The sequence below is a fragment of the Granulicella mallensis genome (genome assembly GCF_014203225.1).
Taxonomy (GTDB): domain Bacteria; phylum Acidobacteriota; class Terriglobia; order Terriglobales; family Acidobacteriaceae; genus Granulicella; species Granulicella mallensis_A.
The window spans coordinates 134,336-159,040 of the sequence record NZ_JACHIO010000016.1 but is presented as its reverse complement, the minus strand read 5'-3'; the positions used below and the strand labels follow the sequence as shown (position 1 = coordinate 159,040).

Here is a 24,705-nt window from a genome sequence, read left to right as displayed (position 1 = left end):
ACCGCGTTACACCCACAAAAGCAAAGGCTGAAAAACCCTCTTCCTTCATTACAGGAACAAACACGCAGCGGTAACACCCTTTTTCCGCAGCCTGTGAAACCGTGCCGCCAAAGCATCATTCAAAGGCGCTTCAACTCTGCCGAAGGCTGGAGTGAAGCCCGCAGGCGTAATGACCAAATTGCCTTCTTTGGTCATGGCGAAACAAGCCGCGCCGGCCACGGATATATCCCGGTGAGCCCCTCGCAGTCTTGACGGCATAGAGGAGGGCAATTCAGTTGCTTCGGCTACGCCTATGCTCCGGCCTTCGGCAGAGTGGAAGGGGATCGTGCCTCACTCCTACGGCCTGGCTGAAGCCAGGCCCTTCCGGTTCTTCCGGCAAGAAGCGATTTGCACGGCTCGATCCCCATCCCGAATGGCCGTTTGAGACATTGCCTAGTCTGGCAATTTTGCTTTGCCTTTCTGCCTCCCTGTTGGGCGTGACAAAAGAATGACAAAAACAAAGGCACCCGCCGGGCAACTTTCCCTTCTCCCTGTTCGTCCTCGAAACAACCGTTAGCTTCGCTCTATCGAAGAGAACCTTTTCGGAGGTATGCTCTCTGGCATAGCGTTGATTGTTGTTTTTTCAAGGAGTTCCATGCGCACGTTTGTTCCTGCCTGTCTGCTCGCCCTGGCCGCTCCACTGTGTTTGGCCCAGAACCTTGCTAGCGCCGATGCTTCTTCCGGCCCGACCGCTGCTCCCAAGAAACCCATCAGCTTCGATGTCTCGGCTATCGATAAGACCGCCGATCCCTGCACCGACTTCTACCAATACGCCTGCGGCAACTGGAAGAAGGACAATCCTATTCCCGCCGACCAGGTACGCTGGGGACGCTTCAACGAACTCTCCGATCGCAACAACTATCTGCTCTATACCGAGCTGAAGGTTGCTGCCGATGCGCCGAAGACGCCGCTGCAGAAGAAGTACGGCGACTATTTTGCCGCCTGCATGAACGTTGCCCTGGTCGATAGTCTTGGTGCCAAGCCCTTGCAGCCTGAACTGGCCATGATTGAAGGGCTCAAGAGCAATAAGGAGCTTGCGGCACTGAACATCGCTCTCTTCAAGGAGCACGGCGGCGGCGAGCTGTTGGGTGTGGGCGTCAGCCAGGACCAGAAGGATTCGAGCAAGCAGATCCTGAGCACCGGCCAGGGCGGGCTTTCTCTGCCCGACCGCGACTACTATCTGAATCCTGACGCGCGTTTTGTGAAGATTCGTGCGCAGTACGTCGACCACGTGACGAAGATGTTCGTGCTGCTGGGCGACACTCCCGAAAAGGCGGCTACGGAAGCCGACAATGTGATGCGCATTGAAGTCGCGCTGGCCAAGGGATCGATGGACCGCGTTGAGATGCGCGATCCGGCCAAGCGTTACCACATCATGACCATCGCCGAGATGCAAAAGCTCACCCCGGACTACAACTGGCCGCAGTTTCTTGCGGGCATCGGCATGGGCAGCGTTCCGACGGTCAATGTCAGCTCGCCCGGCTTCTTCACGACTGTGAACACCGTTCTCGACACCGAGAGCCTCTCTTCGCTCAAGAGCTACCTGCGCTGGCACACGCTGCACGGTGCGGCACCGCTACTCTCCGCTCCGTTCCAGGAAGAGAACTTCGCTTTCTTCAGCGCTACCCTGCAGGGACAGAAAGAGGAGCAGCCGCGTTGGAAGCGCTGCACGCGCCTCACGGACGGCGCTCTCGGCGAGGCCGTTGGCCAGGACTGGGTGAAGCAGAACTTCCCGCCTGATGCCAAGGACAACATGGAGAACCTCGTCCATGCACTCGAGGCGGCTCTGGCGCAGGACATCGCGCAGCTTCCGTGGATGAGCCCCGAGACCAAGGTGGAGGCCAAGAAGAAACTCGATTCGATCCGCGACAAGATCGGCTATCCCGCGCACTGGCGCGACTACTCGAAGCTTGAGGTCAAGCGTGACGACCTGCTGGGCAACGTCCAGCGCAACGAGATCTTCGAATACAACCGTAATCTTTCCAAGTACGGTAAGCCCGTCGATGAGACGGAGTGGGGCATGACACCGCCGACCGTCAACGCTTACTACAACCCGCCGCAGAACGACATCAACTTTCCCGCCGGCATTCTGCAGCCTCCGTTCTTCGATAACTCGAAGGACCCGGCTGTGAACTTCGGCGCAATCGGTGTGGTGATCGGCCACGAGATGACGCATGGCTTTGACGATCAGGGCGCCAAGTACGACCTGCACGGCAACGTCAACCAGTGGTGGACGAACGACGATCTCGCCAAGTTCAAAGACCGTACCGAGTGCGAGGCCAAGGAGTATGACGGCTTCGAGGTCGCTCCGGGACAAAACCTGAACGGCCATCTGACGCTCGGCGAAAACACTGCTGACAACGGCGGCATCCGCATCGCCTTCCAGGCGTTGCAGAGCGTGCTGGCGAAGGAAGGCAAGGATGCCGAAGAGGCGAAGATCGACGGCTATACACCGGCGCAGCGCTTCTTTATCTCCTTCGGCCAGGTATGGTGCGAGAACAAGACCGAGCAGGCGGCACGCGTGGGCGCCAAGACCGATCCTCACAGCTCCGGACAGTGGCGCGTGAAGGGGGTAGTGCAGAACTTTGATGAGTTCGGCAAAGCCTTCGGTTGCAAGGTCGGTCAACCAATGATGCCCGCCAGCGGCGGTTGCCGCGTCTGGTAAGAAGCAGGAAATAGGAAACAGGTACAACAGGGCCACCGAGTGATCGGCGGCCCCTGTTGTTTAACTGTTTGCCGTTTCCTACTTCCTGTTTCCTGTCTTTGCTCTTTCCTGCTATGAAAATTGGCATAAAGGCCGACTACCTTCTACAATCAGACGAAGGTTCGTACTCCTCCCCGAGACGGTTTCCCCGGATCTCGAACGCTCTAACCGGCGGCGAGACGGGTGATGAAGGAAGCGCATGAAGTTGAGTTTGTATGGCCGTTTAGCGATGGCCTTGTTGGCATCGGTGGCGTTAGGATTAGGCATGACCGCCTGTGGCGGCGGCACCATCGGATACGTCTGGGTTCTAGGGCAGCAGTTCAACCAGATCGCTGGCTTTAAAGTGGACGATTTTACCGGCAACCTGACCTCGATTGCTGGCTCTCCAGTCTCGTCGAACGGAACGAATCCCGTCATGATGGTGGTAAAGTCTGGCGGACGGTTTGTCTATGTGATTAACCAGGGCACAGGCGGAAGCCAGGCTGGCAAGGGAACTTCCAGTGGCATCTCGGTGTTCTCTGTTGGTGGTGACGGCGCGCTGACCTACCTCTCGAACTATGAGAGCCAGGGCTTTGTTCCCATGTGGGCGCAGTTCGATGGTGGTGGTACCTTCCTGTATGTGCTCGACAAGTACTCACCGGGTCCTGTTGATAGTTCTGGTGTTCCGACTGCTAATACAGATGGCACCGGTTCGATCACGGTCTTTCAGTCTGACCCGAACACGGGGCGCCTGACGCTGATTCAGAATACGCAGTCGATTCCTCCGGGTAGCGCTGCGCCGACCTTCTTCAAAGTGGGCGTAGCTCCTATCATGATGAAGACCACGGGCAGTTGCCTTCTTACCTTGAACACTGCAGACCAGACGGTCTCGCCGTATAGCATCAATAGCTCGACTGGACAGCTTAGCTTCACTGGACCGCAGACTCAGACGACTGGCACGCTTTCCGCCTCCTCCATCAACGGGAATGGTCAGTACACCTATATAACGGACACGGATAACGGTGCTGATGCGGGGCGTGTCTTCCCATACACCGTTGGCACGAACTGCAATCTGAATTCCGTTACCGGTGGTATTGAGCCGAACTTCGCTGGAACTTTGAATCCGGACTACTCGCTCGTCGACATCAGCGGCAAGTATCTGTATGTCCTGAATCAGTCCACTACCAACACGACTGTGGGTACGGCCTTCAGTTCGATGTCGGCATTTACGATCAACACGACGACCGGCCAGTTGTCCCCGATTGCCGGTGCCCCCTTCACGACGGGGTCTGGGCCGGTCTGTATGGTGGAGGATGCATCGAGTCAGTACATCTATATCTCCAACCACAACGATGGCACTGTGACTGGTAAGGTGATTGATCCGACTACAGGCAATTTGAGTGCCCTGTCTCGAGGCTCAACCTTTACGGCTACGGGGCAGGCGACGTGCCTGGGATTCAGCGGCGCAGTCAACTAAAGAGAAAGACTCTACGGCAGGCCTGGCCTGCCGTAGAGAAATTTAAGTTCCCCGGTCTTTAAGGCCGGTATTCAACAAGGGGCCGCTACGGCGGCCGGACGCAAGGGAAGCCCCATGAAGTTGAAAAGCATCGGTCGCGCGGCACTGGCCACGGGAATGTCACTGGCAATAGGGCTTGGCTCTACAGCGTGCAGCCGCGACTACACCGTGGCGTATGTCTACTCCATCTCATCGCAAAACGCGACGGTTTCAGCCTATGCTGTCGATTACCAGAGCGGAGCCCTGACGCAGATCAATGGTTCCCCGTTCTCAGGAACGGGCACCAATCCGGTAGCTGTGGCCGTTACTCCGGACGGCAATTTCTTGTATGTTGTCAGTCAGAGAGACAGTGTTGTAACGGAGTTCGCCATTGGTACGGACGGCAAGCTCTACGGACAGAACACTTATAATCTTACCGGCAGCTTCGGGACAGCGGCGGCCATCGACTCTACCGGATCCTATCTGTATGTGACCTATCAGTTTCAGACGGGCTTCGGTTCGGCTTCGCCCGGACCAGGCGGCATCACAATCTTCCCGATCACCCAGTCGGGCAGCGACGTTGGCAGCCTGGGTACGGCGATCAATGTAAATGTTGGTAATAACCCGGTTTCTATCGCGATCTCGAATCCGACGATCCTGAGCGGCGCTACCAGTTCCAGCGTGTACGCCTATGTCGTCGATGCGGAAACATCGACAACAGGCCCCTCGGTGATTGGCTTCCAGGAGAACCAGACAAATGGTGCTTTGACCCTGCTGCCTGGTTCCAGTTGCACGACAACTTCTCCAACTGCCTGCACGGGCGTTAAGGCGGGCGTAGAGCCGAGTTCTATCGTGGTCGAGCCGACTACAAAGTACGTGTATGTAACAGACAAGGCCTCGAATGCAATCCTCGGTTATGGGATTAATGGAGCTGGGCCAACCGCGGGTGGTTTGACGCCGCTGGTCACCAGCCCCTTCAGCACTGGCACCGGCACTGGACTTTTCCCTGTAAACCTGACCATCGAGCCGCGCGGCAAATTCATCTATACCGCGAACCAAAACTCCAATACGGTGAGTGCTTTCGCCATCAACATTGGGGATGGTTCGCTTAGCGGTGTAGCCACTACCGGCGCTGCGACTGTGGGTACTTCTCCAACCTGCGTTACAGTTGAGCCGGCGCTAGGCCTTTACCTCTATACGTCGAACTTGCGCGATGGCAGTATCTCGGGTGAGAAGATCGATGCGAACACGGGTCAGTTGTCGGGTATCGACAACACCCCGTTCCCGACCGGAACTGATCCTTCCTGCGTTACAGCAGTGGCCAATGGCAACCATGCCCATGCGCAGTCGGTCATTGTCAACTAGAACAGAAAGCCGCAAGACAAACGCCCCAGCCGTAGGCTGGGGCGTTTGTCTTGGTTGCTAGAGTCTGTCATCAAACTGCTTCTGAAGCGAAATCGAACCGTGCAAACAGTTTGTTGAGGCACGGAGCGGAAGGGCACGGTTTCAACCGTGCCGTAAACCTCGAGTCGAAGGCCCATACCTCTCTGCCGAAGGCTGGAGCGAAGCCCGCAGGGCGCAACGACTGAATTGCCTTCTTTGGTCGTGGCGAAATCGCCCACCCTCGCCACGGATACATCCCTGTGAACCCTGAACAGTCTTGGCAGCACCAAAAGCAATTCAGTCGCTCCGGCTACGCCTCCGCTTCAGCCTTCGGCAGAGTGGAAGAGGGTTGGTGTCCCACGTGTGCGGCCGGGCTGAAGCCGGGCCCTTCCGATCCGAGCCACAGCAAGCTATGTGCACGGCTCAAGCTCTAACCCAAAATAATAATTAGAGGACATGCCCTAGTGTCTGACGAATCGACGACTACGTTTTTGCTGTTGTCTCTGAGATAGGCCCGGGCTTTAGTCCGGGCATGACGGGACGAATACGGAGGGGCTTCAGCCCCTGGGACAAGCTTTCCTCTCTCGCTTGGCATTTCTGCCTGCGGTGAGGAAAGCCTATCCCAGGGGCTGAAGCCCGGACCTATCTCAGAAGCAAAGACAAAAGCAAAACCCGCTATCTCGGATTCGTCAGACACTACCTAAAGCCCAATTCTTGCCTGCCCTTAATTCCGTGGCCTAAAGGCGGTTGCCTCCCTTACCCTCCGCCCCACGACGCTGAAGCGCACGGGGTGCGCTTCAGCGCTACGAGGAATGACTCATCAAGCTACCGCACGCCGCCCAGTAGATCGACCAGCCGCCGGAACCCGGCTGCTCGCGCTGCGCTGTTAGGTGCGTTGGCGTCGGGAGCTTCGCCTGCGCGCATGAAGCCGTGTCCTGCACCATCGTAGGTCACCGGTTCATAGGTCTTGCCTGCGGCCTTCATGTCGGTCTGGGTCTGCGGAATCGTTGCGGTGATGCGTGCATCGTTGCCCGCGTAGAAACCGTAGACCGGAGCGGTGATACTCGGCATCGCGTCGGCTGGTGGCGGAGGGCCATAGAACACGAAGGCTGCGCTCAGATCCTTGCGATGTGTCGCGAAGAGAAATGTCTTGCCGCCACCCCAGCAGAACCCTGCCACATACAACTTGCCGTTCGCCGAGGGCAGTTTCTTGCCATAATCAGCAGCCGCATCGAGGTCGCCTGTCACAACATTCGCGTCGAGTGCCGACACTGCTTTTACGACTGCATTCTGGTCGGGAAACGCCGCGGTACCACCGGGCGACATCGCCATGTAGGCTGCTCCCGCTGATGGCGCGGGCATGTTCATGTGGGAGTGATCCTCCGCTGCTTGTGCGGATGTCCCCTTTGCCGCAGCGGTGGCTCCGGCAGCCTGGGTAGACTTTGCCGCATCGGCAGGCACGCCTGTCATCGGAGGGCCAAAGCCGCTCAGCAGGTCCGGCTCCACGACGATGTAGCCTGCGCCTGCGAGTTCGTCGGCCATCTCTTTGGCCCAGTCGCTCTGTCCAAAGATCTCGTGGATCAGGACAACAACGGGGGCTTTGTCCTTGACCTCGGGGTACACAACAAACGCCTGCAGCGCTCGGCCATTGGACTCTTGAATGGTGACGTACTCACCGTGCCGAGGGCTCTTGGCAAGCATGGTTTTGGCCCAGTCCTGGGACACACACGGAACAGCACACGCGCCCAACAGGGCGACTGTTAGACCAGTAGAGAAGGAGGGGAGGAGTCGCATCATGCCAGCGAGTCTACTTGGCCCTTCTTGCAACTGCAATGGCGATTTATCGAAAGGCTCTTCCAGAGACGGAAGTCGCGGCGGTAGCTGCCGTGCTAATCCAAACTGCAAACGCGGAGTGCGCAACGTACGCTAAGTCTGCGCAGAGTTTCCTTTGCGTCAACCTAGCGTACTCGCCGTACTCCGCGTTTGCAGTTTGATGGCACACCCTAGACCCGATAGCCGGACTGCTGGGCTGCGAAGTCGCCGATGACCGGAAGCTTGAATACGCTACCCTGCGACGCTTTGATGATGCAGAGCAGCCAGCACACGATCACTGCGAGATTGCCGATTCCTCCGATAACCCAACCGAAAACCGGAATGACGAAGATGAAGCCAATGCAGAACCATACGAGCGCCAGACCAAGACACTGAAAGGCATTGAATTTGATAAAGGGCTTCTGGTTATAGGGAGCCACTACGAGGAAGAAGATCGCCGGGATGATCGTGACGTAGGCCAGTGCTCCGGCCATGTTGTCGCTCAGGCCCTCGGCTACGGGTTGAACCGGTGAGTACTGCGCGGATGGGGGCGGATAATTGGGGTTGGGGGCTCCCCAGGAAGGGTCGGTACCGGGATCTTGAGGCTGGCCGTTCGGTGTTTCATCCATGACGTGCTCCTCTATTATTTTTATTGGTTTGTAACAAAGCGTTTGATGCAAATTGGGCCAGATCTGTGGCCACAACGTATATCAAATTCCCTCGTTCAAAACAGCGTTGGGCCAAGATCTCTCGCTATCGATTGTTGTCCAGCAGGGACCCAACGATTCCTCCTACAACTCCTGCTGTGCCGACGCGCCGGTCGCTGCCTTCGCTCGAGAGATAGGGTTGCAGGGCATGGGCCATGTTGGAGAGCGGCAGCGTCTGCAGCCAGATGCGTCCCGGGCCGGTGAGAGCCGCGAGGAAGATGCCATCGCCGCCGAAGAACATATTGCGAATGCCCTGGATACGCGTGATCTGGAAGCTCACGGATGCTTGAAAAGCCCCGACGTGGCCGGGATGCACACGCAGCGTCTCGCCGGGCTGCAGGTCGCGAATGACGACCTCACCGCTGAGTTCCAGCCAGGCCGTACCGTAACCCGCGACCTTCTGCAGCAGGAAGCCGTCGCCGCCGAAGATGCCCGCGCCCAGGGACTGCTGGAAGCCGACGCCGAGCTGAATCTGCGGTGTAGCACAGAGAAAGCCGTGGCGATGGATCATGAACTCGTGCCCGGGGCCGACTTCGATCGGTACGATGTGCCCGGGGATCTTGGTCGCGAAGGCGACCTCGCCGGGGTAGCCCTGCGCGGTGTATTCGCTCATGAAGAGCGTTCCGCCGCCGGCCATGCGCTTGATCGCGCCGAAGAACCCACCGCCGCCCGCCATCTGCGTGTGTGTCGACATCGCGATGCTCTGGGTCATCCAGCTCAGCTCGCCCGCTTCGGAGATGAGCGACTCGCCCGGCTGGAGCAGCGCCTCCAGCACCGGCATGGTGGTTCCTATAATCCTGCTTTGCATCGTTCCAGTTCCTTCCGTCTGCGTAGGATTTTGTTTGTTGCACAACATCCTACGCCAGGGAACAGGGCCCAGGGAACAGGGCTCAGGGTTCAGAACGCCTTCTGTGTCCTAAACCCTAAGCCCTGGGCCCTAAGTTTTATGGATAGTCCGTAACCTTCGGGGTCACGCGCGGGGCTGTCGAGGTCGCTCCGCCTGTTTTGTTGATGACATTGCTGATTTCGCCCAGCTTGTCCAGGGCAACCGTGATCATGTGGTGAAACCGTACGCCTGGCTGTTCCGGCACTTCAATGGCGCGCGTCAGGATGACGTTGGGCTTCCTGAACACGCTGTAGATGCCCAGTCCCCACGCCTCATGCGATGTCACGTTGTCGGCAACCTTGTAGGAGGCCCAGCCATTCGTGCCCGGAGCGCTGGTATAGCTTTCCTGGGTGGGCGGGTCGTACGGAATTTCGGACTGATAGAAGTACGTCCGTCCATGGTTGCCGTTCCAGAGCACCTGGTACTCCTGGTGATGCTCGACGAACAGACCGTAGATCGTTACACGGTCGCCGTTGACGATCAGGCCGTTCGCACTGAGATTCTTGTCCCAGCCGACCCCGGAGCCGTGGTCTGCGCGCCAGATCCAGGTATGGTCGACGATCGTATCGTTGCTGTTGATCGTCAGGTTGCTCGAAGTGCTCCCCACCGCTGCGCCGCCCACACGAAAGAACACGTCGTGCAGTGAGATCGGGTTCTGGGCGTGGCTCGCCTTGCTGCCTGCGGGACCGACTTCCAGCAGCACGGGAGACTTTGCGGTCCCTGCGTCGAAGAGCAGACCGGCGAGGATGATGCCGTCTGCGTCCGAGGTGGTCATTGCCGCGGTGCCTTGCGTCGGGCGGAGGGTTGCGAACCCCAAACCCAGCACGACCGTGTTCGGGCGGGTCACGTGCAGGGCTTCGGTCAGCTCATAGATGCCGGGAGTCAGCAACAGGTTCTTGCCTCGGGCCAACTGGACATTGATCGTCGCGGCGGTGTCGCGGTCCGGCCGAGCGATATAGAACTTCTGGAGAGGAATGTTCCTGCCCGGCGTTACGCCGGCGTGCCACGTGATGCCGGCGCTGTCCTTCCGCAGCTCCGGCACGCGTACGCTATAGTTGCCCTTCGCGTCGACTTGCAGAAACGGCTTCTCGCGGACGATGGGGGTCTGGGCGATCTTCGTGAACGGAGGCTGAGGCCACTCGCCATCCGGCGCATGGGCCATGCCGACGAACACCATGTTCCAGTTCGATCCCGTCCAGTTGCGCCACTCACTGTTTCTTGCGATCCACTGCTGCTGCGGACCGGCGGCTACGGTGCCGTCGATCAGGTCATCGGCCATCCAGCCGCCGCTGGCCCAACCGCCATTCTTGTGCAGCACCATGTCTCCGCGAATGTGCATGCGCCGGAAGGGTGCGGCCTGAGAGACGGCCCAGCGCATCGTGCCGCCCTCCGGGGTCACGCTGAATCCTTCGGCGGTACGCCAGAAGGTTACCGTCGCGTTGTTGCCGCGCACGGGTTCGGCGCGTACATCGCCGGCGATGCGTACGTCATCGGGAGAGGCTCCCAAGCCGATTACCTCGGTATAAAAGCCGATCGGGACGTTTACCTTGTAGTCGCCGGGCAGAAAGAGCAGGGCATTGCGCTCCGGCCCGAACTCATTCCGCTGTTGCACGGTGTAGACCTTGTCTATTTGGGCTTGTATGGCCTCAGGCGTCATCGACGGGCTGAACACCATGACGTTCGGCCCGAACTCGGGCTTCGCCTGTTGTGCAACCGCGAACCCGCCAGCCCAGGTGAGGGCACTTAATATGCATCCGAATCCAGCTACTCTGCGCATGATCATGCCAGACATTCTAAGGGCATGAGGCAAGAATGGGATATAGGACAAACGATAGTCTTACGGGGCTATCATCTTCCCGGCCTGAAATAGGGGCTTAGGAGAGATGTGGCCTTTAGACCCAGGCCTTCTTTCAGTCGCGATCAAACGGCCCGGGGCTAAAGCCCAATTCTTGCCTGGCCCTTATTCCGTAGCCTGAAGGCTACGGCTCCCTCCGTCTCCGCGACGCTGAAGCGTCACGGAACGCGCTTTGCGCAATTCGCAACATTCCCGTTCTTTTTTACGACTCCCCAGCACTGGCTGGCTACCCGCCACCTAGTACACTTTGTAACAGAATGTATAAGAGAATCCTCCTCAAGCTATCCGGAGAAGCCCTGGCCGCCGGCCGTGGTTTTGGCGTCGACGCTGTCTTTGTAAGCGCAATCGCGAATGAGATCGCCGAGGTCGCCCGCAGTGGCTGTGAGATCGCGATTGTCGTCGGCGGCGGCAACTTCTTTCGCGGCGTCGCCGAACAGGCCGTCCACATGGATCGTGTCGCCGCCGATCATATGGGCATGCTCTCCACCGTCATCAATGCCATCGCCTTGCAGGACGCCATTGAGAAGACGGGCCTCTTCTGCCGGGTGATGTCGGCTATTGCGATGCACCAGGTCGCCGAGCCTTACATCCGCCGCCGCGCGATTCGGCACCTCGAAAAGGGGCGCGTCATCATCTTTGCCGCGGGCACCGGCAACCCGTACTTCTCCACCGATACCGCAGCCAGCCTGCGCGCGATGGAGATCGGCGCCGAGGTCCTGCTCAAGGCCACCAGCGTCGATGGCATCTATACCGCCGACCCCAAGATAGACGCTGATGCCGTCAAGTTCGAGCAGATTACCTACATGGACATCCTCAAGCTGGGCCTCAAGGTCATGGATACGACCGCGGTGTCGCTGTGCAAGGACAATAACCTGCCGATGATCATCTTCAGCATGCGCGAGAAGGGCAACATCGCCCGCGTGGTGAAGGGCGAAAAGCTGGGCTCGCTGGTGACCGCGTAGCGGAAACAGCAGGCCAAGGGCCGTACCGCTCGCTGCGAATTTTGCGTAAGCCCTGATCCCGCTCTATCTTTACTTTTTCGTGCTGGTAGTTGCGGGCTCTTTTGCGAGAAAGCCTGTCGTGTGAGCATAGCCGTCGAAGAGCGCGGAGAACGTCTCGTTCGAGGCGGCGTTGGTCAGCACGTAGTGGCCGGAGTCGACGGCGGTGGACCATCTGTCCGCGCCTGTGGTGGCATCGACCGTCACTGTTCCCGGCGCGCTCTGCGTGAAGTAGGTTGTCCCCTGATAAGCCAGGCCTCGCGCCGCGAACAAGGCGGAGAGCATGTCCCACATGGGACGCTGATCGGTCTTGGCAAGCTGCAGTCCATAGCGTGTGGGATTGACCGCGGGCGACGCCTTGGCCGGCGCTCCGGCCAGAATGTAGAGGCCGTTTGCGAAGCCGTTCAGGTAGACCGGCGGATAGCCGTGCTGGCGAGTCCACTGCGCGAAGAGTGCGTGGAAGCCGGGGGCGTCGCATTCGAAGTTCCACTCGGTTCCCGCTGGATACTTGCCTCCCATAACCGAGAGCAGCTTTACCTTCTGTTTGATTAATTCTGCTCCGCTCAGCGGACTGACAGCATCGGCGGGGCTGGCTAAAAGGCGATTGAGGCATGTCGCGAATCCCGTCGCTACGATGGCTACGCTGTGTGGTGGTTGTTTTGACAGAGTGCTGCGATAGACCTCGACGCAATCAGGATAGTGACTGCGCGTGTCGCCGGGATCAAAGCGTACGACGAGTTTCTCCGTCCATTGGCTCTCGTTACAGGCGTTCTTCCTGCATAGTGCGTTGGAGGGATCGCGGCTCTGGTTCGCACCGAAGGGCATCTGCGGATGGCCAGCGTAGTTGGCGAAGAGTTTGAGCGTAGGTGCCGAAAGAGGGTTGGCCGAATTGGCGACCATGGCGAGGATTTTGATCTCGCCGCGGTCGGCGAGCGCGTGCAGAATGGGCAGCGTGGCTACGCAATCGACGTCCTGCGAGCAATCGTCGTCATAGATAAGCCGCTGCTGCGCCGAGACCGGCGTGCGGAAGAGCAGAAGGAAACACAGGGCAATCCAAACGCGCATACGTGCATTTTATGGCTTGTTTCGCCCCGACCAAAGAAAGCAATTCAGTCGTTGCGCCCTTCGGGCTCCACTCCGGCCTGCGGCAGCGAGGTACGCGTCTTCGACGCTGGACTTGCGGCATGGCTGAAGCCATGCCGATCTGTGCCTCAACAGCCTGTTTGCTGTTTGGCTTCACTTTAGACCGTTGCTGCCGCGCTCTCTTTTTGTGCTGCCCGTTTTTGCTTCCACCAGGCTCCGATCGCCAATTGTGCCGGGTGCTCTACAAACTTTCTCACCGACATGGCCAGAAGTACGACGAACACATAAGAGATCCACGGATCGAATCTCGCTACATGCAATCGCTCCGGCACATGGTTCTGGTGGAGCAGGATGAACACGTTGAAGTGCAGCAGGTAGAGGCAGTAGGTCGAAGTGCCGATGGCTACCAGGGGTCGAATGGAGAACACACGGGCCAGGGGGCTGGGGCCGGAGAGCCCGAGGATGATGGCTCCGAAGATCGGGGTCAGCAGGCCGCCGTGGATCATGATGTAGGGCAGCCGCGTCGCCAGATGATAGGTCACAAACCAGGCTGCCGCGAAGCCGCACAGGCCGACGATCATGCGTCCGCGAACGCCGAGTTTTGCCGCCTCGTGCAGGCGTCCCAGCGTCAGCCCCGCGAGGAAGGTGCAGACATAGGGCAGTGGCGTGTACTTCAGGGTGTTGATCCAGAAGCCGTCGCTGTAGCGGTCGGCCATATGGCCGAGCTGATCGGGGTCGTGCAGCACGTAGATGGAGTGCGGAATCATTCCGATCACCCACAGAATGGCGAGCATCACCAGGAGCTTGCCCCAGCTCCGCGGCCAGCGCAGCCGCATCAGCCAGGGAAAGGCGAGGTACAGCATCACCTCGCAGGAGAGGGTCCAGGTGACGGTATTCCAGAACGTGGCCAGCCGGGGGAAGCAGCCCTGCAGCAGCAGCGGCGTCAGCACGACGCCTTCGTAGAACTGCGTGTGCGAGCGGACGTGCCACTCCGCGATGAGCATCGGGATGGAGACGATGAGCGTCAGCACGTAGACCGGATAGAGCCGCGAAAAACGCGCCATCCAGAAGTCGAGAGGGTTCAGCGGCGTGGGCCGGTCCGCGTAGTTGTAGGAGAGGATGAACCCCGAGATCAAAAAGAAAAAGCTGACGAAGACGTAGCCGATATCGATCAGCGGATACAGCGACAGCCAGGGATGGGCCTCCCAGCGCAGTCCCGCCGGCGTGAAGTGGAAGAGCAGAATGGTCAGGGCCAGCAGCGTGCGGAGACCTGTAAGCGCGGGCAGGGGTGGCTTGCGTTCGCTGCGTACGGGAGTGGGTTGCAGAGTTGCGGCTGCTTCTCCTGTCGAGGTCGGAGCGGGTGGAAAAGCGATGGAAGCGGTCGGGGCCGAGGCTAACTGTGTCATGCAATGCATCCCGCAGGATGTGGGTGATACGCTCTTGCGCCAGGCAAAGTTTCGAGGGCTCGCGGCACGGTTTCGAGGGCTTGCGTCGCGGTTTCGAGGGCTTGCGTCGCGGTTTCGAATACTCGCGCCGCTGACTTGGAGATTCTCACGCGCTACTTCACCTCGACGTGCTCGAAGCCGAGGCCTTCGAGCATGGCTGTTACCGTGGACCGCGCGTTTTTCGACGCGGCGTCGAGGATGCCGTCGGAGAGGGCGGCTGTCTGCAACTGCTGCTGTGCCTTGGCCCGTGTCTGGCTTTCGAGATTGGGATCGGCTGCGACGAACAGGCCTGTGTCGCGTGCGTAGACGCGTGTATGCGCGTTGTCGATGGTGGTAAGAAAGACCTGCGAGGGCGGCAGGGTGAGCTTGATCGAACGGTCGCCTGCGCCTTCGGTAATCTGCACGTCCTCGGGCTTCATCTGGCCCATATCGACGCCGGCGATCGTCTGCCCATGCACGATCATCAGGATGCGGTCTCCGGCGAGCGCGTCGGGGAGGACCGGACTTGATTTATCGCCTTCAACCACGGTGTCCAGCGAGTAGACGACGCTCTCCAGGCGGCTCAGCCGCTGCACTTTCTCGATCACCATGGGCGCGGAGACCACATTCAGCGGTCTGCCGGTGATCATCGACGCCAGCTTGCCGGGGAAGCCCTGACGTGCGTGGTGGACGAACATTCCAAGCACCACCGCACCGAGTACGAGTGCCAATACCAGGCCAGAGAACATTCCCGGTCCGCGCCGGCCATAGTCGTACTGCGTCGTCATCCAACCTCCGAAGTTACTGCTTGCATCATCCGCAATAGTATCGCGTTGGGTTGGGGTAGGCGTTTGATTGCGCAATCGCCGCCGCACATCCAGCCTGGTCCGCGCGCATCGGCAGAGTCGTTGCGGCACTCTCCGTACTTACAACTGAGATGCTGCTTAAACAGATGACGGCAGCCGAAGCTGCCGTGATCTGTTCATAAGGGAGAACTAACCGGCGATCTTGTTGAAGACGAAGAACAGGCAACCGGAGAGCAGTGCCGCTGCGGGGAGGGTGAAGACCCACGCCAGGGCGATGTCACGGACTGTCGACATCTGCAGGCCGCTGCCGCTGGAGGCCATCGTTCCGGCGATACCGGAGCTAAGCACGTGGGTTGTACTTACCGGGGCACCGTAGGTATCGGCAAGCCAGATGGTGATCATCGCGGTGATCTCGGCAGAGGCGCCCTGGGCGTAGGTCAGGTGCGTCTTGCCGATCTTCTCGCCGACGGTGACGACGATGCGCTTCCAGCCGATCATGGTGCCCATACCCAGAGCCAGGGCGACTGCGACCTTCACCCAGGTGGGGATGAACTTGGTCGACTTGTCGAGGAAGGCCTTGTAGTTGGTGATGACCTTGGTGTCGTTATCCGAGAGCTTGGGACCGAACTTGGGCAGGAGGGTGATAGCCGCGCTGGTGAGGTACATCTGGTTACGGACGTTGGCCTGCATCCCGGCGGGGACGTTGCCCAGCGAGCCGTAGTTGGTGGCCTCGTTGCGGATGTCGGTGACCATCTGCTCGAGGGCGAGCATGGTCTGTGGCTGGTACTTGTGGTCGGAGACGAAGCGCTCGAGCTCAGCTCCCGTGTCGCCGACGGTCGCGGTCGGATCTACATAGTTGTGCAGCGCTCCGGCTACCTGAGTGGAGACGGCGGCGAAGGTCTGAACCTCGCTCCGGCCGACGGTGTGGTTGAGCGCGTAGGCCGTGGGGACGGTACCGACGAGGATGAGCATGATGAGGCCCATGCCCTTCTGTCCGTCGTTCGATCCGTGGAAGTAGCTGACGCCACCGCAGGTAAGGACGAGCAGCGCGCGAATGTAGAACGGTGGCGGCGCAGTGCCTTCGGGAGCTTTGTAGAGGCGTGGGTCACGAGCGACCAGCTTGAAGAAGAAGAAGAGCAGGGCGGCCATGCCGAAGCCCACCAGGGGCGAGATCAGGAGAGCCTTGAAGACCTTGATGACCTGATCCATATCCACGCCGCTGAGGCCCGACCGGCCATGAATGAGCTGGTTGGCGACGCCGACGCCGATGACCGAGCCGATCATGGTGTGCGAGCTGGAGGCGGGCAGGCCTCTCCACCAGGTAGCGAGGTTCCAGAGGATGGCGGCAACCAGGAGGGCAAAGACCATCGCGAAACCCGAACCCCTGCTGACCCTCAGGATCAGTTCGACGGGGAGCAGGGTGACGATGGCGTAGGCCACGGTGCCGGAGCTCAGAAGCACGCCGATGAAGTTCATGATGCCGGAGTAGACCACGGCGATATGAGGCTCAAGCGAGTGCGTATAGATGCAGGTGGCGACGGCGTTCGCGGTGTCGTGGAAGCCGTTTACGAACTCGAAGCCCAGCGCGATGAAGAGCGCGATGCCCAGCAGGATGAAAGGGAACACCGAGGCAGAGTGGACGACGGAGAGGTCCGCGCTCAGATGGGTCCCGATGTAGATCAGGCCGATGAGCAGCATGATGCCGAAGGCAATCGCGCCCCATTTTCCAGGGGAAGAGTGCGCGAGCTTGCTGTCGAGCAGGGAGCCTTGCTGGGAGGTGGCGGCGAGAACAGATGGGTCAGATACTGGAGTTGCCATAATGGGTTCGCCTTGCGGAGTTCAATCGAAGATAGATGCTGGTTGATTCCAGCCTAGACCTCAGATTGGGCCCAAAAATGAAAGCTAGGTTAAGTTTCGGCAGCGAAATAGGTGTGCAGCCGGAAGTCGGGAGCGGTCGCGCTGGGTATTCTGATGCATCTGAGAGGCATTGCGCAAGGGAGATTCGATGGCGGAGTTGAAAGTAGTGCGGGGCGACATTACCAGGCTTCAGGTGGACGCTATCGTCAATGCTGCCAACAGTTCGCTGCTCGGAGGGGGTGGCGTGGACGGGGCGATCCACCGTGCTGCCGGGCCGGAGCTTGTAGAGGCCTGCCGAAAGCTGCACGGGTGCAAGACCGGGGATGCCAAGGCGACGCCGGGGTTTCGGCTGCCCGCGCGCTGGATCTTTCATGCGGTGGGGCCGGTTTGGAACGGGGGAGCGCGCGAAGAACCGGAGAAGCTGGCGAGCTGCTACCGGCGTTGCCTGGAACTGGCCCGTGAGAAAGGGGTAAAGACGATGGCGTTTCCGGCGATCTCGACCGGGATCTATGGCTATCCCAAAGAGCCGGCTGCGGAGATTGCCGTGCGGGTGTGTCGCGACCTGGCGGATGAGTGTGGGGTGGAGCGCGTCGAGTTCTGCTGTTTCGATGAGGCTACGGCAGCGATCTATGAACGGGTGCTGGGAGGAGATGTGGGGAGTGTCGTGAGCTAGGGCAAGCTCTTATCCGCCAAGAGGACGAGCAATGAGAGTATTTCTTCTCCCCATTATTAAGATATAGCCCACCGGGGGGCTTGCGGCAAGGCCCGGATCATGACGTAGAGTCGGAACCTTCTGGAATGGGAGGAACGACATGAATGCGTTTTTGACGAAGCATGAACATGCAGTGGTGATCGCCGGGGGCGGTCCGACGGGGCTGATGTTGGCGGGCGAGTTGGCGTTGGCGGGAGTGGACGTCGCCATTGTCGAGCGGCGCGCGAGCCAGGACCTCGTTGGCTCGCGGGCGGCCGGTCTGCATGCGCGCACCCTTGAGCTCCTCGACCAGCGCGGAATTGCCGATCGGTTCGTCTCGCAGGGACAGAGACATCCCTGTGTGCGCTTCCATATCTCCCTGGACATCACCGACTTTCCTACCCGGCACAACTACGTTCTCGGGCTGTGGCAGAACCATACCGAGCGCCTCCTGGCCGAGTGGGTCGGCGAACTGGCGGTGCCGATCTATCGCGAACGTGAGGTGACGGGTTTCGCGCAGGACGATACCGGCGTCGATGTCGCGCTCTCCGACGGTCAGTCGCTCCGGGCGGAGTATCTCGTTGGATGTGATGGCGGCCGCAGCCTGATTCGCAAGGCAGCCGGCATTGAGTTCCCCGGGGGGGACCCGACGACGAGCTGGCTGCTCGCCGAAGCCAGGATGGCTGCGGAGCCCAAGTGGGGGTTTCATGAGGATGCGGTCGGCACCCATGCGATCGGCAAAGGCGAGGGCGGGTCGGTCCGGGTCGTGCTGGTTGAGCCGCAGCTGCGGCTCGACGGCGAACCCACCCTGCGCGACGTCAGCGAGGCGCTCATCGCCGTCTACGGGACCGACTATGGAATTCATAGTCCTGTTTCGATCTCCCGGTTCACCGACATGACACGGCAGGCGGCGACCTATCGCGACCGGCGGGTGCTTCTGGCGGGTGACGCCGCACATGTGCATCCTCCGATGGGAGGACAGGGCCTCAACATCGGCGTGCAGGATGCGGTGAATCTGGGATGGAAGCTGGCCCAGGTGGTCAAGCGGACATCGCCGGAAGAGTTCCTCGATACCTATAACGCAGAGCGCCATCCGGTTGCTGCCCGCGTATTACTCAACACGATGGCACAGAGCGCGCTGCGCCGTTCGGACGAACCTACCAAGGCCCTGGGGACCATCGTTTCCGAACTCCTCGGCACGGACGAGTCGCGCAGACGAGTCGTCGCGGAGATGTCCGGCCTGGGAATTCATTATGACCTCGGCGAGGGTCACCCGCTGCTCGGACGCCGCATGCCCGATCTCGACCTCGTGACCGCCGACGGCCCGCTGCGGGTCTTCACCCTGCTGCACGAGGCTCGACCGGTGCTGCTCAACCTTGGCGAGCTCGGCGGCTTCGACCTCACCTCATGGGAGGATCGCGTTCAGGTGGTCGATGCCAAACACGCGGGCTCGTGGGAGCTTCCGGCGATGGGGGCAGTGGCGGCTCCAGCGGCCGTTTTGATCCGGCCCGACGGTTATGTGGCCTGGGTGGGAGAGGGAGCGCAGGTGGGGCTTGCGGACGTACTAACGAAGTGGTTCGGACCGCCTACTGCGCCGTAGGCGGTCCTATTTTAAGCAGTTCCCGTGATGTAGTGAATTCATCTTTCGAACTCCCTGCAAAATTGTCATCTCGACCGGAGGCGGCGCTCTTTGCCGCCGGAGTGGAGAGACCTGCAGTTTGCTCGTACGAGCGATATTGCCAGCGAGAGCAAACTGCAGGTCTCTCCACTCCGCATGACATAAAACCGTCATGCTCCGGTCGAGATGACACGGTATGGGTAACGTCGAAAGGGTCAAATTCGCCGTCGCCATGCGTGCGTGGCTGTTCAGCCGGCACGATGGCATCTCCTGCTGCTGAGAGAGTTATGTAGAGACTGGACTCAGTTCCCCGGAATCTGGCTGTAGGTTGTGTCCCAGTGCGTCAGGAGGTTGTGCAGCACGGTGCTGCCGCAAAGCCAGGCGGATTCCAGGGCGAGCCTGGTGCCGATGTAAGGCGCGGTCACGGACTCGACCGCATCGTGGCCGGGCCGCTGCATCGAGTAATTGCTGCCGGTACGCAGTACCAGCACGCGGTTCGAATCGACGCGGTGCATCTTGTCGAGGCGTTCGATGGCGTTCATGAAACCGGCATCTTCCATCTCGGTCATCACGAAGGTGCCCTTGCCCTCGGTGTAGAGCTTCACCCAGTCCTCGGCGTACTGGGTCATGATCTTGCCGTGCCAGTAGTAATCGGAGGCGAAGGTGTCGCCCATGATGACGAAGGGCGGCCGCTGGGCATTGGGATATCCCGTAAAGCCTTTGCGGAACTCGGCTACGGTGGGGTCATCGCCCAGCTTGAGGTCTTTGGTCTGCGCAAAGGCCCAGGCGGAGAGCTTCGGGTTCAGCGGATAGAGGTTCGACCGCATCCATTCGGCCTTGGGCACGGTGGCGGGCCTGGGGGCCGTGGCTCCGTTGGGGAAGATACCGTAGGGCCAGTCGGCAGGAGCCTCGCGGGGATCGATCTCGCGGGCCACATCGTTGACGACGTAGTTGGCCCAGGCGGCGGAGCCGATCGAAGCGCTGTGGGGATCGACGCCTGCGATGCCGTTGATCAGGAAATAGGCGTGGCTGAGGTCGAAGCGCGGATCGAGGCCGAGCGCCATCATGGAGGCGGTAGCGTTCACCAGCGTCGTTCCGCTGACCATGCCGAGGATCGTGTGCTCGGGGTTGGTGCGCAGCGGATGCACGCCGCCGGGGAAGTCGACGACCTCCGTCAGGTGCTCGCGCTCTACCCAGAACTGGAATTCGCCGGGGAAATCGCCCGTGTCCTTGCCGACCTCAAAGGTAGCGATGACGACCGCCCGAATCGGCCAGGGTTTGGCTTCAGCATGAAGGGACGGGGAAAAGAGCATCGCAAACAGAAAGAGGATGGCCGGGACGCGAGGGGCGAGTGTGCGCAAATGGAGCTCCTGGAGCAGGGGAGATGAGGTCTTGATGGGTTCAGAGTAACGCATCCCCATCCGTGAACAGGCCGTTAATCGGTGGCCGGAGGGGAAAGGCTGGCATCGAGTGACGCCTCTCAAGCATCTGAAGGTGGCAACAGAGCAGCACCCTGGAGAAAACAATGAGCACTGTACAGAAGACATTCAAGATCGGCGGCGACCTGGAAGTGAACCGCCTTGGCTACGGAGCGATGCGGCTGACCGGCAAGGGAATCTGGGGCGAGCCCGCAGACGCCGAAGAAGCCAAGCGCGTTCTGAAGCGTGCCGTGGAGTTGGACGTGAACTTTATCGATACGGCCGACAGCTACGGCCCGGATGTGAGCGAGCGCCTGATCGGCGAGGCACTCTCCCCTTACGCCAAGGGACTGGTGATCGCGACCAAGGGTGGTTTGACTCGGCAGGGACCGGACCAGTGGCTGCCGGTAGGGCGTTCTGAGTACCTGACCCAGCAGGTAGAGATGAGCCTGCGCCTGCTGAAGACCGACGTGATCGATCTATGGCAGTTGCACCGCATCGATGCGAAGGTTCCGGTGGAGGAGTCCCTGGAGGCGGTTGCCAAGCTGCAGAAGGCGGGCAAGATTCGCCACATCGGTCTGAGCGAGGTGAAGCCGAAGGAGATCGACCAGGCCCGCAAGGTGGTCGAGATCGTCAGCGTGCAGAACATGTACAACGTCGGCGACAGGCAGCATGAGGATGTGCTGGAGTACTGCGAGAAAGAGGGCCTGGCCTTCATCCCGTGGTTCCCCGTGGCGGCCGGCAAGCTGGCCCAGCCGGGCGGCAAGCTGGACGAGGTGTCGAAGCGCCATGGAGCCACCGTGTCGCAACTCTCGCTGGCGTGGCTGCTGCACCGGAGCCCGGTGATGCTGCCGATCCCCGGAACCTCGTCGGTCAAGCATCTGGAGGAGAACCTGAAGGCAGCCGAGATCACGCTGTCGGATGACGAGATGCAGGAGATCGAGTCGGCGGCGAAGTAACGGGACCACCTCCTCGGGGGGTGGATAGGCGTCAAGGCTGAAGGTGCGATCTATCGTGGCGACCCCGATAGATCGCGCCTTCAGCGCTCGAAATCTTCTCTCGACCAAAACCCAGGGCTTTGCGCTGGGCTGGTTCTGTGCCACTCTGCTCAGGATCGTCTCCGAGGCGAGTTTGGGGCTGTGTCTGGCCTGTAACGGCCGGGCCGGGTCTGGTAACTGTTTCTTGCGCATGGTATGGTTCCGCAGAGTTCGTTCTACCCAGGGATCCTGCATGCAAACACGAAATCTTCTCCCCCTCCTCGTGATTCAAACGCTGCTCTGCGGCGCGATTTCAGCCCAGACATCTACAGCCGACCCCAGCGCTTTGCGCGCTGCTGCTACGCCTTCCAGCGATCAAACCTGGTGGAAACATGCGGTCGTCTATGAGATCTATCCGCGTTCGTTTCAAGACTCCAACGGAGATGGCATCGGGGATCTGAATGGCATTACGCAGCGGCTGGACTATCTCCAGAAGCTCGGTATCGACGCGATCTGGATCTCGCCGATGTACCCTTCGCCGCAGGTGGACTTTGGTTACGACATCTCCGACTACGAGAATGTCGATCCGAAGTACGGCACGCTGGCCGATTTCGATCGCCTGATGGCTGAGGCAAAGAAGCGCAATATTCGCATCATGCTCGATATGGTGTTGAACCACACCTCGGACAAGCACCGGTGGTTTATCGAATCGGCGAGTTCGCGCACCAATCCGAAGCATGACTGGTACGTGTGGAACGACGGCGTACCGGGCACAGGGAAGAATGCGCACCAGGGGCCGCACGGCAGCGTGGTGCCGCCGAATAACTGGATTTCGGGATTTGGAGGTTCCGCGTGGGAGTGGAACCCGACAGTCAAGCAGTTCTACTATCACCAGTTCTACAAACAGCAGCCCGATCTGAACTGGCGCAATCCCGAGGTGGAGAAGGCGATGTTTGGCTCCATGCAGTTCTGGCTGGATCGCGGGGTTGCGGGCTTTCGGCTGGATGCGATTACGGACTTGTTTGAAGATCCGCAGTTGCATAACAACCCGGAGACAGGCGGTATCAACGCGCAGGGCGATCCTAACCTGGGAGACACCTATACCAACAACCTGCCGGAGGTGCATGACACGATTCGCCGCATGCGCGCGATGGTGGCGAAATATCCCGGCAACCGCGTGCTGATTGGGGAGACCTATCTCCCGAACACAGCTGAACTGGACAAGTGGTACGGCGGCACGGCCAAGGATGAGTTGCAGTTGCCGATGGATATGATCGTCGGCTTCTCCAACAGACTGAGCGCTTCCAACTTCCGCAAACGAATTGAAGAGGTCGAGACCCAGGTGCACGGCTCGCAGCCGCTGCTGGTCTTCGACAACCACGATAACGGGCGCAGCTGGGAGCGCTATGGCGATGGCGTTCACAACGAACAGATCGCCAAGCTGCTTGCGGCGATGCTGTTCACTACGCGCTCGACGGCGTTGATGTACTACGGCGAAGAGCTGGGTATGGTCACCTCTATGCCGACACGCGTCGAAGATGTGAAGGACCCCATCGGCATCACCGGCTGGCCGAAGGAGAAGGGCCGCGATGGCGAGCGCACGCCCATGCAGTGGGACGGTGCAACCGACGCTGGCTTCAGCACGGCTTCCAGCACATGGCTGCCTGTCGCTTCGAACTATAAAACGGTCAACGTGCAGGCCGAGAGCGCCGATCCGAACTCGCTGTTGAACTGGCACAAGGAGTTGATCCATCTGCGGCGAGATCTGCCGGCCCTGCACGAGGGCGGCATGGTGATGCTCGACCGGACGAATCCGAACGTGTTGTCTTATGTGCGCACGGCTCCAGCAGGCGCAAAGGCGGTGGTTGTCGTGCTGAACATGTCGGCGCAGCCGCAGACTCTCTCGCTCGATCTTGCGGAAGCAGGATTGAAGGGCAAACGTGTGAAGGCGATCCTGACGGATGAATCGTCGCTCAAAGGATTGTCGGCATTGACGAATGTTACGCTGCCGCCGTTTAGCTCCTGGGTGGGTTCGGTCGAGTAAGACTGTTCGGCTTCGCGAGATAGCGACGGGCCAACTCAAGAAAATTATTGGCGAGAGTGGATGGAACGCCGGATCGGACACCAGAGTCGATGGTGGTTCGGTCCGGCGTCTGTACCTCGCGATAGACTGCGCCGGGCATCTCCAGGTTGGTGAGGCACGCAGGTGCGAGCGAGACACCAAGCCCCGCAGCGACGAGGCGGACTACTGTCGGCCACTGGGGCGCGTCCTGAACGATGTTGGGCCGGAAGCCGCTGCGCTCGCAGCAGGCGATCGTGCGATCGAAGGCGAGAGAGCCCATCTGGCGCGCGAACAGCACGAAGGGTTCTGCGGCAAGATCCTTTACGCGTAGCGTGCGCTTGCGGGCCAGCGGATGCGACTGCGGCAGCACGGCGATGTAGCGCTCCTTGAGCAGCGTGGTCATCTCGAGGCCTGGAGTGGGATCGCCGTCGCGCATCAAGGCGAGGTCGAGTGTGCCCTCCAGCAGCGCGGCGATCTGCGCGGAGGTGACGAACTCGCGCAGGCGCAGCTCGACCTTCGGATAGCGATGCCGGAAGCTCTGTATGGCGGCGGGAAGCGGGGTGAACATCACGGAGCCACTGAAGCCAACGGTGAGCGTTCCTTCTTCGCCTCGGCCGATGCGGCGCACCTGCGTCAGGTCGTCGCGTACTTTGTCGAGTGTGCCGCGCGCGCGTTCGGCGAGGAGTTGGCCGGCGGGTGTCAGCTTTACGCCACGAGTGGTGCGCAGAAACAACGGGTGTCCCAACAGCGTTTCGAGCTTGCGAATCTGCTGACTCAGTGGCGGCTGGGCGATCCCGAGCCGCTGGGCTGCCTTGGTGAAGTGCAGTGTATCCGCTACGGCGAGAAAGTAACGAAGATGGCGAAGTTCGATTTCATCATTCATATTGAATCGGTCTGAATCGGCACTTTTC

General features: G+C 60.1%; 19 protein-coding genes. 9 read left to right on the top strand and 10 right to left on the bottom strand.

Annotation, left to right across the window (positions count from 1 at the left end; translation table 11 throughout):
- From HDF15_RS25560 to HDF15_RS18410, 4 genes are all read left to right on the top strand, one after another.
- Positions 1-252, top strand: a 252-nt coding sequence (locus tag HDF15_RS25560) for a hypothetical protein (protein ID WP_221314496.1), incomplete at its 5' end; no start/stop codon positions are given.
- A 382-nt stretch (positions 253-634) separates the two neighbouring features.
- Positions 635-2,704 (top strand): M13 family metallopeptidase, encoded by a 2,070-nt coding sequence (locus tag HDF15_RS18420; protein ID WP_184258157.1) that lies wholly within the window; start codon positions 635-637, stop codon positions 2,702-2,704.
- Between the two features lie 238 nt (positions 2,705-2,942).
- Positions 2,943-4,199, top strand: coding sequence for a beta-propeller fold lactonase family protein (locus HDF15_RS18415; protein WP_184258155.1), 1,257 nt, complete (start codon positions 2,943-2,945; stop codon positions 4,197-4,199).
- Positions 4,200-4,313: 114 nt separating this feature from the next.
- The gene (locus tag HDF15_RS18410; protein WP_184258153.1) at positions 4,314-5,582 is read left to right on the top strand and encodes a beta-propeller fold lactonase family protein; all 1,269 of its coding nucleotides are present in this window, start codon (positions 4,314-4,316) and stop codon (positions 5,580-5,582) included.
- An 843-nt stretch (positions 5,583-6,425) separates the two neighbouring features.
- Here HDF15_RS18410 and HDF15_RS18405 read toward each other — a convergent pair.
- From HDF15_RS18405 to HDF15_RS18390, 4 genes are all read right to left on the bottom strand, one after another.
- The gene (locus HDF15_RS18405; RefSeq protein WP_184258151.1) at positions 6,426-7,397 is read right to left on the bottom strand and encodes a dienelactone hydrolase family protein; all 972 of its coding nucleotides are present in this window, start codon (positions 7,395-7,397) and stop codon (positions 6,426-6,428) included.
- Between the two features lie 206 nt (positions 7,398-7,603).
- Positions 7,604-8,041 (bottom strand): DUF4870 domain-containing protein, encoded by a 438-nt coding sequence (locus tag HDF15_RS18400; RefSeq protein WP_184258149.1) that lies wholly within the window; start codon positions 8,039-8,041, stop codon positions 7,604-7,606.
- A gap of 124 nt (positions 8,042-8,165) precedes the next feature.
- The gene (locus HDF15_RS18395; RefSeq protein ID WP_184258147.1) at positions 8,166-8,927 is read right to left on the bottom strand and encodes a TIGR00266 family protein; all 762 of its coding nucleotides are present in this window, start codon (positions 8,925-8,927) and stop codon (positions 8,166-8,168) included.
- 136 nt (positions 8,928-9,063) lie between these two features.
- The gene (locus tag HDF15_RS18390) at positions 9,064-10,788 is read right to left on the bottom strand and encodes a coagulation factor 5/8 type domain-containing protein (protein ID WP_260331171.1); all 1,725 of its coding nucleotides are present in this window, start codon (positions 10,786-10,788) and stop codon (positions 9,064-9,066) included.
- Between the two features lie 329 nt (positions 10,789-11,117).
- Here HDF15_RS18390 and pyrH point away from each other — a divergent pair, with 329 nt between their 5' ends.
- Positions 11,118-11,822, top strand: a complete 705-nt coding sequence (pyrH, locus tag HDF15_RS18385) for a UMP kinase (protein WP_014267699.1) — start codon at positions 11,118-11,120, stop codon at positions 11,820-11,822.
- Between the two features lie 69 nt (positions 11,823-11,891).
- Here pyrH and HDF15_RS18380 read toward each other — a convergent pair whose 3' ends face one another.
- From HDF15_RS18380 to HDF15_RS18365, 4 genes are all read right to left on the bottom strand, one after another.
- Positions 11,892-12,923 carry a nucleoside hydrolase gene (locus HDF15_RS18380; RefSeq protein WP_184258143.1) on the bottom strand — a complete coding sequence of 344 codons (1,032 nt, stop codon included), beginning with the start codon at positions 12,921-12,923 and terminating at the stop codon, positions 11,892-11,894.
- Between the two features lie 176 nt (positions 12,924-13,099).
- Entirely contained in the window at positions 13,100-14,347 is a 1,248-nt protein-coding gene (locus HDF15_RS18375) for an acyltransferase (protein WP_184258141.1), read from the bottom strand.
- 152 nt (positions 14,348-14,499) lie between these two features.
- Positions 14,500-15,153: a DUF4230 domain-containing protein gene (locus HDF15_RS18370; RefSeq protein WP_184258139.1), complete on the bottom strand. Its 654-nt coding sequence runs from the start codon at positions 15,151-15,153 to the stop codon at positions 14,500-14,502.
- 207 nt (positions 15,154-15,360) lie between these two features.
- A complete protein-coding gene (locus tag HDF15_RS18365) occupies positions 15,361-16,989 on the bottom strand; it encodes an inorganic phosphate transporter (protein ID WP_184258137.1) in 1,629 nt (542 codons plus the stop codon).
- A 187-nt stretch (positions 16,990-17,176) separates the two neighbouring features.
- Here HDF15_RS18365 and HDF15_RS18360 point away from each other — a divergent pair, with 187 nt between their 5' ends.
- Both HDF15_RS18360 and HDF15_RS18355 read left to right on the top strand, forming a co-directional pair.
- Entirely contained in the window at positions 17,177-17,701 is a 525-nt protein-coding gene (locus HDF15_RS18360) for an O-acetyl-ADP-ribose deacetylase (protein ID WP_184258135.1), read from the top strand.
- A 139-nt stretch (positions 17,702-17,840) separates the two neighbouring features.
- A complete protein-coding gene (locus HDF15_RS18355) occupies positions 17,841-19,319 on the top strand; it encodes an FAD-dependent monooxygenase (protein ID WP_184258134.1) in 1,479 nt (492 codons plus the stop codon).
- Between the two features lie 320 nt (positions 19,320-19,639).
- Here HDF15_RS18355 and HDF15_RS18350 read toward each other — a convergent pair whose 3' ends face one another.
- A complete protein-coding gene (locus HDF15_RS18350) occupies positions 19,640-20,698 on the bottom strand; it encodes a purine nucleoside permease (RefSeq protein WP_260331170.1) in 1,059 nt (352 codons plus the stop codon).
- Between the two features lie 164 nt (positions 20,699-20,862).
- Here HDF15_RS18350 and HDF15_RS18345 point away from each other — a divergent pair, with 164 nt between their 5' ends.
- On the top strand, positions 20,863-21,714 hold the full coding sequence (locus tag HDF15_RS18345) for an aldo/keto reductase (protein ID WP_184258130.1): 852 nt from the start codon (positions 20,863-20,865) through the stop codon (positions 21,712-21,714).
- A gap of 271 nt (positions 21,715-21,985) precedes the next feature.
- A complete protein-coding gene (locus tag HDF15_RS18340) occupies positions 21,986-23,776 on the top strand; it encodes an alpha-glucosidase (protein ID WP_184258128.1) in 1,791 nt (596 codons plus the stop codon).
- On the opposite strand, the gene HDF15_RS18335 is transcribed toward HDF15_RS18340, so the two are convergent.
- Positions 23,748-24,677, bottom strand: a complete 930-nt coding sequence (locus tag HDF15_RS18335; protein WP_184258126.1) for a LysR substrate-binding domain-containing protein — start codon at positions 24,675-24,677, stop codon at positions 23,748-23,750. The two genes, HDF15_RS18340 and HDF15_RS18335, sit on opposite strands and share 29 nt — an antisense overlap.
- Positions 24,678-24,705 lie beyond the last annotated feature (28 nt).